We start from the raw sequence: 17,361 nt of genomic DNA, 5'->3' as shown, positions 1-17,361 counted from the left end.
CAGCAGCACTGTCGTACCCGCGAACGAATGAGGGGGCGTACCCGGCATGAGTCCCGGCGACGAGCACGACGGCTACGGCGGCTCGGGCCAGACCCGTACCCGCCTGCCCGAGGGCAACACCGGTGACGTCCACGGCGGCACCCGCCGCCCCGCCCGCGGCTCCCGCTCCCTGCTCACGGCCGTGGGCGTGGTGGTGCTGCTCGTGGCCGCCATCGCCTTCGCCAACCGCGGCGGCGACCCGGCGGACACGTCCCCCTCCTCCGACGCCCCCGGCCGCGCCGCCACCGCCCCCACCGGCACCCGCCCGGTCACCGGCACCGACGGCACCGTCCCCACCGGCTACGCCCACGACGAACAGGGCGCCCAGTCCGCCGCCGCCAACTACGCGGTGGCCCTGGGCTCCACGGACATGTTCCAGAAGGGCCCCCGCGAAGCCGTCGTCCGCGCGGTCTACGCCCCCGAGGTCGTCGACGGACTCCTGAAGCGGTACGACGACTCGTACTCCCCCGCCCTCATGGCGAGCGCCGGACTCGAACCGGACGGCACCGCACCCGCCGGCCTCACCTTCGTCGCCCGCACCGTCCCGATCGGCACCCAGGTCACCGCGTACTCCGGCGACAAGGCCACCGTCGAGGTCTGGTACGTCAACCTCACCGGCCTCGCGGGAAAGGGCTCCACCAAGCCGGTCACCTCCGCCTGGTTCACCAGCACCCAGCGGCTCAGCTGGACCACGAACGGCTGGCGGATCACCTCGACCGACGAGCACGAGGGCCCGACGCCGGTCAACGGGGACAGCCGCGCCTCCGTCGCGGAGGAGATCGCCGCCGCCGTCGAGCAGTACGGAGGGTTCACCTATGCCCGCTAGCAGCAGCCGGGCGGGACACGCGAAGGCCACTCTCGCCGTCGCGTTCCTCTCCCTCCCCGTCCTCCTCGCCTCCCCCGCCCACGCGGACCCCACACCCACCCCCACGGCGCCCACCCCGTCCCCCACCCCCACCAGCGACGACTGCCGGCTCCTCTTCGGCCAGGCACGCCAGATCTGCGAACGCGGCCAGGCCGGCGGGGAGACCGGTGGCACCGGTGGAGGCACCGGCGACGCCCCCGCCTCCGCCCTCGACCCCCTCTCCTCCCTCGCCCGCGGCTGCGCCGACGCCGCCGTCGCCGTCATCGACTACCTCTCCAAGGCCGTGAAGGAGACCGCCGAGGTCGACTTCACCAACCCCCAGTTCCTCGGCCGCTACGCCGTCGTCTTCGCCGCCGCCACCTTCCTCACCGTCCTCCTCTGGCTGCTCGCCGTCGCCAAGCGCGCCATGCGCGGCGTCCCGCTCACCACCGCGCTCTCCGAAGCCGTCGGCTTCCTCTGGCTGACCGTCCTCGCCTCCGCCTTCACCCCGCTGATCCTCTACACCGTCGTCAACGCCACCGACGCCATCACCGAGGTCATCGCCTCCGGCACCGGCCAGCAGACCGACGTCTTCTTCGGCGCGTTCAAACAGGCCCTCCAGAAGGGCGACTCCATCAGCGGCGGACCGATCATGCTGATCATCGTCAGCCTGGTCACCGTCCTCGCCGCCGGCGTCCTCTACCTGGAGCTCTTCCTCCGTGCCGTCCTCCTCTACGTCGGCGCCCTCCTCGGCGTCGTCGTCTACTCCGGGCTCGTCGACAAGAACATGTGGGGCCACGTCCGCCGCTGGGCCGGCATCATGATCGCCGTCATCCTGGTCAAGCCGATCATCGTGATCGTCCTCGGCCTCGCCGGCGCCCTCTCCTCCGGCACCGGCCCCGACTCCTTCTCCGCCGTCGTCTCCGGCCTCGCGATCATCCTGCTCGCGATCTTCGCCTCCGCGATGATCTACCGCTTCGTCCCCGGCTTCGGCGACGAGATCGTCGCCTCCCGCAACAACCGCCTCCACCGCGCCGGGGAGAACGCGGCCGCCGCCGTCATCTCCTCCCCCGCCTCCCTCGTCTCCCAGGGCATCAAGACCCACAGCACCCGCGACGGCGGAGCCGGCGGCCAGTCCCCCCAGTCCGCCGCCCCCCGCCCCGCGAACCCGCTCTCCGGCGGCGTCGCCGCCCACAGCAGCCGTACCGCGTCCGCCGGAGGCAACGGCGGCAGCGGCGGCTCCACGCCCCCGCCCCGCAGCAGCAGCCCCACCGCGGGCACCCCGCACGGCAACCGCAGCAACAGCAAGAACACAGGAGCAGGAGGTGCAGGGCGTTGACGACCCAGTCCCAGCCGGTCACGCCCCGCCGCACGTATCTCATCGGCCGCGCCCGGCCGAACGCGATCGTCGGCAAGAACCGCGAGACCGGCGAGATCGCCCTGATCGTCGTCGGCGCCTTCCTCGGCATGATGAGCGGACTCCTCGTCCCCCTCCTCCCCCTGCGGATCGCGCTCCTCGCCGGCCTGCCCATGCTCGCCATCGCCGCCGTGTACCTCCCGTACAAGCAGCGCACCTTCTACAAGTGGTTCGAGATCAACCGCAGCTACAAGCGGATGCTCAAGCGCGGCACCGCCTACCGCTCCACCGCCGCCGAGGCCGGCACCCGCCTCGACGGCCGCGAGGTCGAGGTCGGCCCGCCCCCCGGCATCGGCCGCGTCAGCTGGCTCTCCGCCCCCTTCGGCCCCGACGAGATCGCCGTCCTCCTGCACGCCGACCGCCGCACCGTCACCGCCGCCATCGAGATCGAGGGCCCCGGCGTCGGCCTGCGCGACTCCGAGGACCAGGAAGCCCTCGTCGACCGCTTCGGCACCCTCCTCAAGCACGTCGCCAACGGAGACGGCTTCGTCACCCGCCTCCAGATGCTCGCCCGCACCCTCCCCGCCGACCCCGACGCCCACGCCAAGGACGTCGCCCAGCGCGGCGACCCGACCGCCCCCGACTGGCTCCGCGAGTCCTACGACCAGCTCCAGTCCATGGTCTCCACCTCCAGCGAGCAGCACCGCGCCTACCTCGTCGCCTGCATGCACTACACCCGCGACCTCGCCGCCGAGGCCAACGCCATGGCCCACGCCACCCGGCACGCCACCGGCGCCCGCCGCCTCGACCGCGACGGCGGCCTCGCCGTCGTCATGGCCCGCGAGCTCACCGACATCTGCGCCCGCCTCACCGAGGCCGACATCCGCGTCCGCCAGCCCCTCGGCCAGTCCCGGCTCGCCTCCCTCGTGCACTCCATGTACGACCCGGACCACCCGATCGACCACATCCAGGCCATGACGAAACGAAACGCTTGGCCCGCCGAACTCGACGCCATGGAGCCCACCTACCTCCAGGCCAAGACCCGCGAGTCCTCCACCCGCGCCCCCTGGTGCCACGCCACCGCCTGGGTCAAGGAGTGGCCGATGACCCCCGTCGGCGTCAACTTCCTCGCCCCGCTCCTCGTCCACACCCCCGACGTCATCCGCACCGTCGCCGTCACCATGGACCTCGAACCCACCGAGGTCGCCATCGAGCGCATGCTCACCGAGAAGACCAACGACGAGGCCGAGGCCTCCCGCCAGGCCAAGATGAACCGCACCGTCGACCCCCGCGACCTCGCCGCCCACGGCCGGCTCGACCAGCGGGGTGAAGATCTCGCCAGCGGCGCGGCAGGCGTCAACCTCGTCGGGTACATCACCGTATCGGCGCGCTCGCCCGAGGCCCTGGCCCGGGACAAGCGCACGATCAGGGCCTCCGCCGGCAAGTCGTACCTCAAGCTGGAGTGGTGCGACCGCGAGCACCACCGGGCCTTTGTGAACACCCTGCCGTTCGCGACCGGCATCCGCCGCTGAGGCCGAAGGGGCACCGACCCATGCGAGATCCGCTGTCCGTCCTCACCGAAGCCTTCACCTCGTTCCTCTTCGGCAAGGTGGAGACCACCCGCCTGCCCGTCCGCACCTCCACCGGGCAGGCCCAGGCCGTCTACCTGCCGACCGCCGCCCCCGGCCTCGGCGACTCCGGCGTGATCATCGGCCGCGAGGTCTACAGCGGCAAGGGCTACGTCTACGACCCCTTCCAGCTGTACGGGCAGCAGCTCCCCGCCCCCCACTGGCTCGTCCTCGGCGAGTCCGGCAACGGCAAGTCGGCGCTCGAGAAGACGTACGTGCTCCGCCAGCTCCGCTTCCGCGACCGGCAGGTCGTCGTCCTCGACGCCCAGGGCGAGGACGGCGTCGGCGAATGGAACCTCATCGCCCAGGAGCTGGGGATAACCCCCATCCGCCTGGACCCGATGGTCGCCAACGACGACGGGATCCGCCTCAACCCGCTCGACCCGTCCATCACCACCACCGGCCAGCTCGCCCTCCTCCGCACCATCATCGAGGTGGCGATGGGCCACGGCCTCGACGAGCGCTCCGGCTTCGCCCTCAAGGTCGCCCACGCCCACGTCAACGAGCACATCACCGACCGCCAGCCGATCCTCACCGACATCGTCGAGCGACTCCGCCACCCCGAGGCCGAGTCCGCCGAGGCGATGAACGTCGACATAGACGACGTACGGGCCTGGGGCCTCGACGTGGCCCTCGTCCTCGACCGGCTCGTCGACGGCGACCTGCGCGGCATGTTCGACGGCCCGACCACGGTCGGCATCGACCTCGACGCCCCGCTGATCGTCTTCGACCTCTCCCACATCGACCGCAACTCCATCGCCATGCCCATCCTCATGGCGATCGTCGGCGTGTGGCTGGAACACACCTGGATCCGCCCCGACCGGAAGAAGCGCATCTTCCTCGTCGAGGAGGCCTGGCACATCATCAACAGCCCGTTCGTGGCACAGCTGTTCCAGCGCCTGCTCAAGTTCGGCCGCCGCCTCGGCCTGTCCTTCGTCGCCGTCGTCCACCACCTCTCCGACGTCGTCGACGGAGCGGCCGCCAAGGAGGCCGCCGCGATCCTCAAGATGGCCTCCACCCGCACGATCTACGCCCAGAAGGCCGACGAGGCCCGCAACACCGGCCGCGTCCTCGGCCTGCCCCGCTGGGCCGTCGAGATCATCCCGACCCTCACCCCCGGCATCGCCGTCTGGGACGTCAACGGCAACGTGCAGGTGGTCAAACACCTCATCACCGAGAAGGAACGCCCGCTCGTCTACACCGACCGCGCCATGACCGAGTCCTCGGGACCCGCCGACCCGGACCTGGAGTGGGAGACCGAACAGCGCGCACTGATGATGGAACGCCGGCTGGACGACAACCCGCGGTCGACGGTGGCGTGACGTGACGGAGGCACGGCAGAAGCAGGGCGGCGGCATCTCGGACGGCCTCCTGGTCGGGCTTTTCGCCCTGATCCTCGGCGCCGCCCTGCTCGTCTGGTCCGCGACCGGCCTCGCCGGCCTCCTCGCGCACGGCGCCTGGCCGGCCGGCGTGGACTTCACCCACACCCCGCCGGCCCTCCGCTCCCTGGCGACCGACCCCACCGACCTCCCGGCCGCCTGGCCGGACACCCCGCCCGACCGGCTCTCCGGCTACGGCCTCTTCTGGGGCCTGGTCATCGGCCAGGCGATGGTCCTCGCCGTCCTCGCGGTCTTCCTCCTCGGCACCTACGCCCGCTGGCGCGCGGTCCGCGCGAACCGCAAGGCGGGCGAGTACGCGGCGACTTCCGCCCCGGTACGCGACCCGGCCCCGGTCACGGCAGCCGTACGCGACGAGAAGCCCGAGCCCGTTCCCGTACGGGAAACCCCCGGCACCGCCCCCGTACCGGAGACGCCCGAGCCCGGAGCCGTACCGGAGAAGCCCGCGCCCGTCCCCGTACCCATACAGAAGACCTCACCACCAGGGCCCGCGCCCGAGCCCGCGCTCCGGCCGGAGGCCGCCCGGACCGTCTACGGTCCGCCCGAGGTCCGCCGCCCCCTCGCCGTGCAGGCCGTCCGCGACGCCGAGGGCCCCGTCCTCGTCGTCACCTCCGACCCCACCGTGTGGGCCGACACCAAGGACGTCCGCGGCAAGCTCGGACCGGTCCTCGTCTACGACCCCGGCCACCGCTGCGACACCCCGGCCCGCCTCCACTGGTCCCCCGCCGAGGGCTGCGCCGACCCGGACACCGCCCAGGCGCGCGCCGCCGCCCTGCTCGCACCGGTCCGCCCGCACGCGCGGCTCGACGCGGCCACCGCCACCACCGCGGAAACGCTCCTGCGCTGCTGGCTGCACGCCGCCGCCGTCGACGGCCGTCCCTTCCGCCAGGTCCACCGCTGGGCCCAGGGCACCGACGCCCACGAGCCGGTACGGATCCTCCGCGGCCATCCCAAGGCCGCCTCCGGCCTCGCCGGACTCCTCGAAGCGGCGCTCACCGCCCACCCCGACAGCCGCCGCCTGGCCCAGGAACTGACGGCCCGCGCCTTCTCCGCCTTCTCCTCGGTCCACATCCGCGAGGCCTGCACCCCGAATCGAACGGATTCGCTGGCCCTGGCATCTTTCCTCGCCGAAGGGGGCACCCTCTACGTGGTGGGTGAACCCATCGAGGACCCCCGGACCCACCCGGGCGCGATGCCCCTCCTCACCGCGCTCGCGTCGCACGTGGTCGAGCACGGCCGCCGCATGGCCGCACGGTCATCCGACGGTCGGCTCGACCCACCACTCACCGTGGTCCTCGACGACGTCGCCGCCGTCGCCCCGCTCCCCGCGCTGCCGGCCCTCCTCGCCGAAGGCCCGGCCCGCGGCCTGCCCACCCTGGCCCTGATGCGCTCCCGCGAACAGGCCCGCACCCGCTGGCCCGAGCACTCCCTGGGTTAGACCGCGCGCCGCAGCTCGTACTCCAGATCACGCGGCGCCCCCGACCCCAGCGTGTCCGCACGCCCACCGGTCGGCACGAACCCGAGGCGCCGGTAGACGGCGGCGGCCCGCGCGTTCTCCTCGTGGAGGCCCTGTTCTCCCGAAGGTGCCACGAAGTGACAAGTAACTCAGTGTGTCGTTAGGGCCTTGGCTTCTGTGCGGGGTTCAGGGACTTCGCTACCGGTGAGGGCGGCGAAGTCGGCGTGGGCCTGCTCGACGGCTTCGGGGTATGCCTCGCGCTTGGCGTGTTCGGCGAGCGCCCGGTAGATGCTGGCCACCGAGGGGTTCTGTCCCTTGCGCTTGCCGGTGGGGATGATCAGGTCGGGCTGGATCTGCTCGACGGACTCGCCGAGCGCCCGGCGCCGGAGCACGGTGTGGAGCATGTCGTCGGTGATGACCGCGGGCCGGCCGCCGTGCTTGCCCTTGCGGGCCGCGGTGTCGAGCCCCTCCAGGGTCGACTCGCGGATGTTCTCCCGCTCGGTCTCCGCCATCGCGGCGAAGAACGCGAACAGCAGCTTGCCGGGGCCGGTGGGGTCGTAGATGCCGGGCAGGGGTCCGGCGAGCATCTCCAGGACCAGGCCGTGGGCGGTGAGGTGGTCGGCGAGCGCGGTGAGCTCGGCGGCGTCGCGGCCGAGCCGCTTCATCTCGTACACGGTGAAGATGACCCGGCAGTGCGGGGCGTGCGCCTTGACCTCCCGCGCGGTCCGCAGCGCCTCCTCGAACTTGGGCCGTACGCGGACGCGGGTGCTGATCTTCTCGCTGAAAATCTTGTCGCGCGGGATGCCGTGCTTGCTGAGCGCGTCGAGCTGGGAGTCGAGTTCCTGCCCGAGCGTCGAGCAGCGGGCGTAGCCGATGCGGATGTCCGCGCTCGGCAGGTCCAGGTCGATCGGCGCCGGCGGCGGGGTGCCGGGCCGCCACGGCCGGCCCGGTCCGCGGTCGGCAGGGGTCGGTACCCGCAGCGCCTTCTTCAGTCGGGGGACCATGGTGAAGCGGCGGGTGTGGTAGGCGGAGGCGACCGCGCCGCCGCGCGAGCGGCACGGCGAGCCGGGCTGCGCGTCACACTTCGGACAGGCGTGCTGTTCGACGTCGTCGGCGTCCGACCGTTCGGCCTGGGAGGGTTGCTGAGGGTCCGTCATGAGTCCAGATTTTCGCACAATGCAAGTCTCAGAAGGGGGTCCGTCCGGCTTTTGAGTGAGAACGGGTTCTGAGAGCGAATCCGGGATCGGCGGGGGTCCGGCGGCTCGTGATTGATCTTGCTCGCGCAAAGGACCGTTTATGAGAAGCGGTGTGCTGGCACCAGTACTGGCCGAGGGCCAGAGCCTCGCCGTGGGATGGCCCTCGGGTGCCGGGTCCTGACCCAGCCCTGTACTTCGTCACCATCTGGGGTGGGCCGCGACGTCTGGAGCGAAGGCCCCCGCACCACGGCCTGGACCGCCTGTGCGGGGGCTGGAATCGACCCCTCAGCGGGAACGGCGGGCGGTGAAGTCCTCGACCTTGAGTGAACGACCGTTGAATTCACGCCCATTCAAGGCTTCAATTGCCTTCTCCGCGTCGGCGTCGTCGTCCATCTGTACGACGCCGATCCGCTTGCCCCTGCCCGTACGGTCGGTGGGCACGGAAACACTGCTGACTTCGCCGAACTGGTCAAAGAGTTTGCGCAGGTCCTCCTCTCCCGTGTGGTCGCTCAAGTTACCTACGAACAACCTTTTCACCATGTCTGCCCGTCCCTTGCTCTCCTGGGCGGTCGGCTCGACCGTCCCGTAGCGACCATTACAGCGCGGTGAGACGCACAACCAGACGTTCTCGGCCAACCCGGCATGCCCTACCACTCGGAAGTGTTGCCCCTGAGCGACGGGACCGGCCGGCCGCGGACCGGGGGACGGATACGGGTTCAGGATGCCGACCCGGCCACCGCCGGTTCGGGAGACTGCGTCTCCGGCGCGGCGCGGGGGTCAGGCACCATTGATGCCACGGCGGCGAGGGCGAGGTGGGAGTTCATGTCCAGCTCGAACCGGCCGTAGGGGTTCACGTGGGTCCAGAACAGCGGTGACAGGGCCCGCCGGTCGGCGTCGGTGAGCCTGTTCTGCCACTTCTCCTCGCTCAGGATGTCCTGAAGCAGCAGGGTGTTGACGTGCACCAGCGCGGACTGGAGCAGGTGCAGGGCGAGCATGGAGACCTCCTGGGATTCCTTGTCGGAGCCGGTCAGGTCGCCGTCCTTGCCGTAGAACAGGTCGTGGTTGGCGGAGTTCCAGTTCTCCACGACCTGGAGCCCGTCGTTGATCTCGCGCCGCAGTTCGGCGTCGGCGAGGTAGTCGCAGATGAACGCCGTACGCACTGCGCGGCCCAGCTCCTCGATCGCCCGGTAGGTGGGATGTTTGGGCCCGCCGCGGGTGAAGCGCCGCAGGACCTGTTCGGCCTCCGCGGTGCCCAGGCGCAGGGCGGTGGTGTACTTCACGATCTGGTCGTACTGCTGGCGGATCAGGTCCCAGTCGATCGTCTTGGTCGACAGCACCGGCGCCAGGTTCGGCCACTTCTCGTCCTGACCGGCTGCCGGCCGGTACAGGCGCGCGGAGCCGACGTTCTTCAACCGGGGGAGCAGGTTGAAGCCGAGCATGTGGGCGAAGGCGAACCCGACGATGGAGGCGCCGTGCGTGTCGGTGTACTGCCGGTCGATCTCCACGTCCGTGCAGTGCCGCAGTACGCCCTCGATCATCGCGGCGACCTCGGAGGCCGAGCAGGACTTGAGCTGGCTGTAGACGCACAGCGACTTCTTCTCGACGTGCCAGTAGATCATCACGCCGGGCCCGCGGTACCGCTGGTGCCACTCGGTCATGAAGTTCGAGGACCAGGAGCCGAACTTCTTGGAGTCGCTCGCGCAGGCGGTGCCCTCGCCCCACCACGCCGCATCGCGGGCGGCGAAGGTGGCGTTGACCAGCCGCACCAGCGCCGCGCGCAGGTTGGTTCGGTTGACGAACAGGTGCCGCACCCGGCGCAGGACGGCCTCGCTCTCGCCGTGCTTGCCGGTGACCGCGACCCGCTTGATGCCCATGTTCGTCCCCAGCGCGAACAGCACCAGCAGCAGCCGGCGCCGCAGCACCGCCTTCGGGACCGCCTCCCTGGAGGCGACCGAGGTGAACTCGCCCGTGAAGCCGGTGGCGAACTCGGCCTCCTTGAGGATGTCGATCAGGTCGATCGTGCCCCAGCGACGCTCGATCTCCGCCTTCAGCGCGACCAGGTTCTCCGGCTCCTCCTGCTTGCCCAGCGGCAAGACCTTGATCCACGGCTCGCCGTGCCTCTTGACGATGTCCACCCCGCCCGTGGTGCCCAGCTCCAGCGCCGTGTCGAAACGGGTCAGGGCCTCGCGCAGCCGATTCTCCAGGGCCTCGATAAACTTCTCCGGGTCCTGCGGCTGGCGGATTGCGTCGTAGTGCACATCGCGGTTGTCCTCGAAGTCCGGCGGCAGATCATCCTCCGGGTTCTGCCACCGGTTCGCGCCCGGCACCCAGATCTCCCGCCGCCGCAGCGCGTCCCGCAGCGCCACGAGCACGCACAGCTCGTACGGGATGCGCTCGACCCGGCCGCGCTCGTCCACGACCGCCTTGCGCCACTCCTCGCGCACCACCCCGGCCAGCGGGATCTTCTCCGCCTCGTCGAAGAACGCCCCCTCCTTCGCGATGGGCTGGTCCAGGTACCGCTTGAGCAGGTCGATCGCGTCCATCACCGGCCGGTAGGCGGTGTTGTTGCACTTCAGCTCCAGCGCGTTCAGCAGCGGCGAGAGCATCCGCCGCCAGTGGCCCGAGTACGACGAGCGCAGCACCGTACGCACCCGGGCCCGGTAACGCGCCTCGTTCGCCGCGGCCTCCGCCGCCAGCGCCTTCAGCGTGGACTCCCCGGCCACCGGATAGATCACCTTGCGGACCGTGCCGCCCGGCTCCGCCACCGCAGCCTCCGCCAGCCGCAGCAGGATGCCCTCCTTGCCGCGGACCCGCTTCAGCTCCTTGGTGAACTCGCCCTCGACCTTCTTCTCCGCCCGCGTGTTGATCTTCTGCACGAGCTGGATGAACAGCTCCACCAGCGAGTCGGTGATCTCCGTCTCCCGCACATGGCACAGCGCCGACAGCAGCGTGTACCGCACCGGCCCGGCCGCCGCCCGCAGGTCCGAGGGATACTCCTTCGCCGCCCGCGCCCGCCAGGCCGCCACCAGCTTCCCCGACACGTCCCCGAACAGCTCCGGCGGCAGCTCCAGCGCCCGCACCCGCTGGAGCTTGTTCACCTCCGCCAGCAGGCTGTCCAGCCCCAGCGCGCCCGGGTCCGCCTTCAGCTCGGTGAAGAACGTGCCCCCACCGCCCGCGCTGTCCGCGTCTGCGCCGGCGTCCTCGGCGATCAGGTCGTCCAGCCGGGACCGGGTCGCCGCAGACAGCCGGCCCACCGTGGCCGCGCAGAACCGCTCCTCGAAGATGCTGACCGCCGAGCCCACCAGCCGGGCGATACGTCCCGGCGTCGGCGGCTCCAGCCGGTCCTTGCGGCAGCGGGCCACCACCGCCTCCGCCAGCCGGTCCCGGTTCAGCTCCACCCCGCACAGCTCGACCGCCAGCCACTCGGCGAGCTGGGTCTGGTCCTCCTTGGTGCACTCACGGAAGCCGAACGCGCCCCGGATCTCCATCCGGTGCCGCTTGATCGCCCGCCCCGACCAGTCATACGCGGCCCACTCCTCCGCGGGCACCCTCACCTGCTGAGCGACGTACGACACCGCCGGCACCGGGATCTCTCCGGCGTCCTCCGGGAACCGGGCCTCCACCTCGAAGAACTTCAGCAACAGCGCGAACCCCAACCGGTTCGCCCCCGACTTGTTCCGCAGCCGCTCCTGGTCCTCCTCCAGTAGCGTCCAGACCTCGATCAGGTCCTCCGGCTCCCACTCCTGCCGCACCCCGGGCTCCTTCCGGTCGTCATGACCGGACCAACCTGGCCGAGCACGGCGTTCGATGAGCCCAGAAGATCCAAAACGCTGACAAGCGCACCCCAGATCCGCTACAGAGAGCTACTTGTCACTTCGTGGCAGCTTCGGGAGAACAGGGCCGTGGACGAAGAGCCGCACCCGCGCCACCGGGGGCTCCAGCGCCCACACCCACTCCACGGCCGCCCGCAGCAGCGCGTCCACGAGCCCGCTCCCGCGCGCCTCGGGCCGCACGTACACGCCCACGACATCGCCCTGAGGTTCCGTCACCTCGTCGCCGAAGAGCGTCCGCCCGTCCTCCGGCCGCTCCACGAGCACCGTCACCGTGCCCGCCCAGCGCCCGTCCGGCGCCTCGGCGACGAACTGCCGGATCCAGGTGCCCCGGTCCTCGGAGCCGCCCTCCGCCCGCTCGCGCCAGAAGGAGTCCGGCCGGGCCGCGCCCTCCTCGTACGACTCCACGAACGCGAGCCCCGCCGCCGGATCCTGAAGGGCCGCAAGCCGCAGCTCCCGCACCCGTTCCCACTCGTCGGAGCGGATCGCCCGGATCACGTACTCCCTGTGCCGGGCCCGGCCGGGCAGCAGCTCGTACTCGACCTCGTACGCGCCCGTGCCCCCCGGCACCGGCACCCTCTCCCCCGACGCCACGAAGCCGAACCGCCGGTAGAAGGCGGCGGCCCGCGGGTTCTCCTCGTGCACGTACAGCCGCACCCGCCGGACCCCCTCCACGGTCCACGACCACTCCACGGCCGCCCGGAACAGCGCGTCCACGAGCCCGCTCCCGCGCGCCTCGGGCCGTACGTACACGCCCACCAGGTGCGCCTGGTCGACCTTCGCCGGCTCCCCGAACCGCACCTCGTCCGAAGGCCGTTCGACGAGCACCGTCACGGTGCCCAGCCACCGCCCGTCCGGCGCCTCGGCCACGAACTGCCGCACGCGCCCCTCCCCGGTGGCCGCGGCGGCGGCCGTCCGTCCCTGCCAGAAGTCGTCCGGACGCGCGACCGCGTCCTCGTGGGCCTCCAGGAAGGCGAGGTGCGCGACGGGGTCCCGCAGCGCGGCGAGCCGCAGCTCGCGCGCCTTCTCCCACTCGTCGGCGCGGACGGTACGGATCTCGAAGGTCATGCCCGGCATCCTCGCCTCCCCGCACCCCCACCTACAAGGGAATTCCCAGCTCAGCGCCGCTCCGTAGTACCCCGGTACGACACCGCCCGCCCGGCTGCCGACCACGGTCGGACGCCCGCCCCGCCCCCGATCCGTAGCGTCGAAGCCATGATCCGAGCAGACCGACTCACCAAGCGGTACGGCGACCGTACCGTCGTCCGGGACCTCTCCTTCACCGTCCGCCCCGGCACCGTCACCGGCTTCCTCGGCCCCAACGGCGCCGGCAAGTCCACCACCCTCCGCATGCTCCTCGGCCTCGACGCCCCCACCCACGGCACCGCCACCGTCGCAGGACGCTCGTACGCCGCCCACCCGGCGCCCCTCACCCAGGTCGGCGCCCTCCTCGACGCCCGCTCCTTCCACCCGGGCCGCACCGCCTTCCACCACCTCATGGGGCTCGCCCACACGCATGGCATCCCACGCGCGCGCGTGGAGCACGTCCTCGGCCTCACCGGCCTCTCCGACGTCGCCGGCCGCCGCGTGAAGGGCTTCTCCCTCGGCATGGGCCAGCGCCTCGGCATCGCCGCGGCCCTCCTCGGCGACCCGGCCGCCGTCGTCCTCGACGAACCCGTCAACGGCCTCGACCCCGAAGGCGTCCGCTGGATCCGCACCCTCCTCAAGTCCCTCGCCGCCGAAGGCCGTACGGTCCTCGTCTCCTCCCACCTGATGAGCGAGATGGCGCTGACCGCCGACCACCTCGTCGTCATCGGCAAGGGCCGGCTCCTCGCCGACACCACCGTCGCCGACCTCGTACGGGACGCGGGCACCGCGTCCGTCCTCGTCGTCACCCCCGACGCCGACCGCCTCCGCGCCCTCCTCCCGTCCCCGGCCCGCACGACCCCCGAAGGCCCCGACACCCTCCGGGTCACCGGCCTCGACGCCCCCGTGATCGGCCGGACCGCCACCGCCCACGGCATCGAACTCCACCAGCTCACCCCCGAGACCGCCTCCCTGGAGCAGGCGTTCATGGACCTCACCCACGACTCCGTCGAGTACCAGGGAGCAGCCGCATGACGACCGCGACCGCCACCGCCACCGCCACCGCCACCGCCACCGCCACGTACGGGATCACCCCGCGCCGGATCCTCCGCTCCGAGTGGCACAAGCTGTGGACGCTCCGCTCCACCTGGATCACGGCCCTGACGGCCGTCGCCCTGGTCCTCGGCGTCGGCATCCTGATGGGCACGACCTACACCTCCGGTGGCGGCGACTCCGACGTCGACACCGTCGTCCTCACCCTCTACGGCTCCCAGTTGGGCGGCATCTCCCTCGCCGTCCTCGGCATCCTCGTCACCGCGGGCGAGTACTCCACCGGCCTGGCCCGCGCCACCTTCACGGCCGTCCCCCGCCGCCTGCCGGTGCTCGGCGCGAAGGCCGCGGTCTTCACGGCCACCGTCCTCGCCCTCTGCCTCACCACGAACCTGCTGACCTTCCTCACCGCCCAGTTCTTCCTCTCCGACACCGACCAGGCGGCCTCCCTCACCGACGACGGCGTCCTCGCCGCCGTTGCGGGCAACGCCGCCGGCACCACCCTGCTCGCCGTCGTCGCCCTGGGCCTGGGCGCCGCCCTCCGCTCGGTCCCCGGCGCGCTCGGCGCCTTCATCGGCGGGGTGCTCGTCCTCCCCCAGGTCCTCGGGATGCTGCCGTACGAGGCGGTCGAGACCGCGCTCCGGTACTTCCCCACCCAGGCCGCGGGCGTCCTCGGCACCGCCACCCCGTTCCCCGGCGCCCCCTCGGCGGGCGCCGCCCTGGTGGCCCTCGTCCTGTGGGCGGCCGCGGCCCTGACGGTCCCGGCGCTGCTGCTCCGCCGCAGGGATGTATGACGGACGACGTCCAGGGATGATGGCCGGGTGACGACGGCGATGACGGAGACGACGGCCCCCAGCCGGTACGCCCACCGCCTGGGGGCCCGCATCAGAAAGGCCGACGCGGCCCGCCCGTGGATCTGGGACACGGCGGTGACGCTGACCTGGACGGTCGCCGCCCTGACGGACGCGGCGGGCGGCTGGCGGAACGTGGCCCACGACCCGTCCGTCCCCGTCTGGCTGGTCGTCACCACCAGCCTGGCGCTGGCCCTCCCGCTGTACTGGCGCCGCCGCCGGCCGACCACGGTCCTCGCCGTGACGGCCTGCGCGGCCCTCGTCAGCGACGTCTCGGGCGCCTTCCTCCAGGCCGCCTACCTCCAGATGATCCCGCTCTTCCACATCGCGCTGAGCCGCCCGCCGCGCCACCTCCTGTGGGCGTCGGCCCTGATCCTGCCCCCGCTGACGGCGGGCGTGCTCAGGTTCCAGCAGGACGCCTGGGACCAGCGGGTCGTCCCCACCCTGTGGGCGTACGCCCTCGTCGCCCTGCTCGGCATCACGGTCCGCTCCCGCCGTGACCACACGGCGGCCCTGGTCGACCGGGCCCGCCGCCTGGAGATCGAACGGGACCAGGAGGTCCGCCTGGCGGCGGCGGCCGAACGCACCCGGATAGCCCGGGAGATGCACGACATCATCGGCCACAACCTGTCGGTCATCACGGGTCTCGCCGACGGCGGCCGGTACGCGGCGGCGAAGAGCCCGGAGCGGGCGGCACAGGCACTGGAGGCCATCGGTACGACGAGCCGCCAGGCCCTGGACGAACTCCGCCGCCTCCTGGGCGTCCTGAGCGAGGAGGCCGAGACGGACGGGGCCCCGGCCGCCCGCGCGCCCCAGCCGACCCTGGCGGACCTGGAACCCCTCCTGGAAGGCGTACGGAAGGCGGGCCTGCCGATCGCCTCGGAACTGCCCGCACCGCTCCCGCCCCTCCCGCCGGGCGCCCAGTTGACCGTCTACCGCGTGGTCCAGGAATCCCTGACGAACACCCTCAAGCACGCGGGCCCCCACGCCACGGCCACCGTCCGCCTCACGACGACGCCGGACACCCTCCGGGTGACGGTCACCGACACGGGCACCCGGTCCGGTCCCCTGGGCCAGGGCCAGGGTCTGACGGGAATGCGCGAGCGAGCGGCCCTCTACGACGGCACACTCGACTGCGGTCCCCTGCCGAGCGGCACCGGCTGGCAGGTGGACCTCCGCATCCCCGTCTCCCTGGAGGAACCCCACCCGTGACGACCGTCCTGATCGCCGACGACCAGCCGATGCAGCGCTTCGGTTTCCGCATGCTCCTGGAGAGCCAGGACGACATGACGGTCGTCGGCGAGGCCGCGAACGGCACCGAAGCCGTCCGTCAGGTCGCCGCCCACCACCCGGACGTGGTCCTGATGGACATCCGCATGCCCGGCCTCGACGGCATCGAGGCCACCCGCCGCATCGTCGCCGCGGGCGCCCGCACCCGCGTCCTCATCATCACCACCTTCGACCTCGACGAGTACGCCTACGAGGGCCTCCGCGCCGGCGCGAGCGGCTTCCTCGTGAAGGACGCCCAGCCGGAGGAACTCCTGGCAGGCATCCGCGCGGTGGCGGCCGGCGACGCGGTGGTCGCCCCCAGCCTCACCCGCCGCCTCCTGGACACCTACATCCACCACCTGCCCTCGACGACCCCGCCCCCCGAGGACCCCCGCCTGACCGCTCTGACGGACCGCGAACGCGAGATCCTCACCGTCATAGCCCAGGGCTGGACCAACACGGAGATCGCCGAACGCCTCCACCTCGCCGAGTCCACCGTGAAGACCCACGTGGGCCGCATCCTCGCGAAAACAGGCGCAAGAGACCGAGTCCAGGCCGTGATCCTGGCCTACGACACCCATCTGGTGAAGCCCGCGCAAGGCTGAACCGGGAAACCGGGTCGACGCAGGTCATGGCGCACAGGACGAATCCCGATCCCTGCGAGTGCCCCATGGACCCATGGATACGCTGGTCCGGGCGCCTATCAGGAGGACACCATGGCCGACCTCACCCCCGAGCAGATGCACCGACTGCGCGATTTCGCGGAGCAGCTCTCGGAGCTGGCCGAACACCAGGAAGACCAATGGAAGGTGCAGACCACCGACGGTCAGATCTTCCTCACCATGATGAGTCCCACGGCTCCGCACGGGCTCAACGTGGTGAGGCTGCGCCGCCAGATCGAGGCCCAGACACCCGAGGCCATCGCCCTCAACGACACCAACATGGGCGATCCCGTGACGGGCCTGACCAAGGTACCCGACCTCATGGTCATCGCAGAGGAGGACACCGACGACACAGCGAAGAGCATCAACTCCCGCGATGTCCTGATGGTCGTCGAGGTCGTCTCCCGCTCCGACTCCCTCACGGACATCCGTGACAAGCTCTACGACTACCCCAAGATGGGAGTCCCCCTGTACGTCGTCGTGGACCCGCGCAAGGACAAGAAGACCGTCACGGTGCACAGCGACCCGTCGCAGGGCCCTGACGGTATCCGCTATCGCAAGGAAGTCCCTTACGCGTTCGGGGACAGCGTCACCGCCGGCCGCTGGACTCTCGACACGACCGGTCTCAAGAGCTACCCGGCCGACTGGTGATGCCTCGGGGCGGGGCGGCTCCTCGGCGTCGGCCCAGAACGCGAA

General features: G+C 71.7%; 15 protein-coding genes and 1 pseudogene. 10 read left to right on the top strand and 6 right to left on the bottom strand.

Features of this window, described 5'->3' with window-relative positions:
• Window positions 1–46: 46 nt before the first annotated feature.
• Genes QK442_RS27775 through QK442_RS27755 form a run of 5 tightly spaced genes read left to right on the top strand, consistent with a single transcriptional unit; the run spans window position 47 to window position 6,703 of the window.
• On the top strand, window positions 47–865 hold the full coding sequence (locus QK442_RS27775; protein WP_282696820.1) for a hypothetical protein: 819 nt from the start codon (window positions 47–49) through the stop codon (window positions 863–865).
• Window positions 855–2,222, top strand: a complete 1,368-nt coding sequence (locus tag QK442_RS27770) for a hypothetical protein (RefSeq protein ID WP_282696819.1) — start codon at window positions 855–857, stop codon at window positions 2,220–2,222. The genes QK442_RS27775 and QK442_RS27770 overlap by 11 nt, the downstream gene beginning before the upstream one ends.
• Window positions 2,219–3,772, top strand: a complete 1,554-nt coding sequence (locus QK442_RS27765; RefSeq protein ID WP_282696818.1) for an SCO6880 family protein — start codon at window positions 2,219–2,221, stop codon at window positions 3,770–3,772. The genes QK442_RS27770 and QK442_RS27765 overlap by 4 nt, the downstream gene beginning before the upstream one ends.
• A gap of 20 nt (window positions 3,773–3,792) precedes the next feature.
• A complete protein-coding gene (locus QK442_RS27760) occupies window positions 3,793–5,190 on the top strand; it encodes an ATP-binding protein (RefSeq protein ID WP_282696817.1) in 1,398 nt (465 codons plus the stop codon).
• A gap of 1 nt (window position 5,191) precedes the next feature.
• Window positions 5,192–6,703 carry a type VI secretion protein gene (locus tag QK442_RS27755; RefSeq protein ID WP_282696816.1) on the top strand — a complete coding sequence of 504 codons (1,512 nt, stop codon included), beginning with the start codon at window positions 5,192–5,194 and terminating at the stop codon, window positions 6,701–6,703.
• On the opposite strand, the gene QK442_RS27750 is transcribed toward QK442_RS27755, so the two are convergent.
• The 6 genes and pseudogenes from QK442_RS27750 to QK442_RS27725 form a co-directional block, all read right to left on the bottom strand.
• Window positions 6,700–6,855 carry a hypothetical protein gene (locus QK442_RS27750; protein WP_282696815.1) on the bottom strand — a complete coding sequence of 52 codons (156 nt, stop codon included), beginning with the start codon at window positions 6,853–6,855 and terminating at the stop codon, window positions 6,700–6,702. The two genes, QK442_RS27755 and QK442_RS27750, sit on opposite strands and share 4 nt — an antisense overlap.
• Window positions 6,856–6,870: 15 nt before the next feature.
• A complete protein-coding gene (locus QK442_RS27745; RefSeq protein ID WP_282696814.1) occupies window positions 6,871–7,878 on the bottom strand; it encodes a recombinase family protein in 1,008 nt (335 codons plus the stop codon).
• A 324-nt stretch (window positions 7,879–8,202) separates the two neighbouring features.
• A complete protein-coding gene (locus QK442_RS27740; RefSeq protein WP_282696813.1) occupies window positions 8,203–8,553 on the bottom strand; it encodes an RNA-binding protein in 351 nt (116 codons plus the stop codon).
• 80 nt (window positions 8,554–8,633) lie between these two features.
• Window positions 8,634–11,669, bottom strand: coding sequence for a Tn3 family transposase (locus tag QK442_RS27735; RefSeq protein ID WP_282696812.1), 3,036 nt, complete (start codon window positions 11,667–11,669; stop codon window positions 8,634–8,636).
• Window positions 11,670–11,780: 111 nt separating this feature from the next.
• Window positions 11,781–12,155 (bottom strand): GNAT family N-acetyltransferase, encoded by a 375-nt coding sequence (locus tag QK442_RS27730; RefSeq protein WP_349239686.1) that lies wholly within the window; start codon window positions 12,153–12,155, stop codon window positions 11,781–11,783.
• Window positions 12,156–12,275: 120 nt separating this feature from the next.
• Window positions 12,276–12,815 (bottom strand): annotated as a pseudogene (locus QK442_RS27725) (GNAT family N-acetyltransferase); the annotation flags it as partial.
• Window positions 12,816–12,962: 147 nt separating this feature from the next.
• On the opposite strand from QK442_RS27725, the gene QK442_RS27720 reads away from it, so the two are divergent.
• From QK442_RS27720 to QK442_RS27700, 5 genes are all read left to right on the top strand, one after another.
• A complete protein-coding gene (locus tag QK442_RS27720) occupies window positions 12,963–13,868 on the top strand; it encodes an ATP-binding cassette domain-containing protein (protein ID WP_282696811.1) in 906 nt (301 codons plus the stop codon).
• Window positions 13,865–14,677 carry an ABC transporter permease gene (locus tag QK442_RS27715; RefSeq protein WP_282696810.1) on the top strand — a complete coding sequence of 271 codons (813 nt, stop codon included), beginning with the start codon at window positions 13,865–13,867 and terminating at the stop codon, window positions 14,675–14,677. The genes QK442_RS27720 and QK442_RS27715 overlap by 4 nt, the downstream gene beginning before the upstream one ends.
• Before the next feature lie 39 nt (window positions 14,678–14,716).
• Window positions 14,717–15,946 carry a histidine kinase gene (locus QK442_RS27710; RefSeq protein ID WP_282696902.1) on the top strand — a complete coding sequence of 410 codons (1,230 nt, stop codon included), beginning with the start codon at window positions 14,717–14,719 and terminating at the stop codon, window positions 15,944–15,946.
• The gene (locus tag QK442_RS27705; protein WP_282696809.1) at window positions 15,943–16,608 is read left to right on the top strand and encodes a response regulator transcription factor; all 666 of its coding nucleotides are present in this window, start codon (window positions 15,943–15,945) and stop codon (window positions 16,606–16,608) included. The genes QK442_RS27710 and QK442_RS27705 overlap by 4 nt, the downstream gene beginning before the upstream one ends.
• A 111-nt stretch (window positions 16,609–16,719) precedes the next feature.
• A complete protein-coding gene (locus QK442_RS27700) occupies window positions 16,720–17,316 on the top strand; it encodes a Uma2 family endonuclease (protein WP_282696808.1) in 597 nt (198 codons plus the stop codon).
• Window positions 17,317–17,361: the final 45 nt, after the last annotated feature.

Source organism: Streptomyces sp. CC208A (assembly GCF_030010625.1).
In the GTDB taxonomy this organism is placed as follows: domain Bacteria; phylum Actinomycetota; class Actinomycetes; order Streptomycetales; family Streptomycetaceae; genus Streptomyces.
The sequence above is the reverse complement of the archived record's forward strand: the minus strand, read 5'-3'. Positions and strand labels throughout refer to the sequence as shown.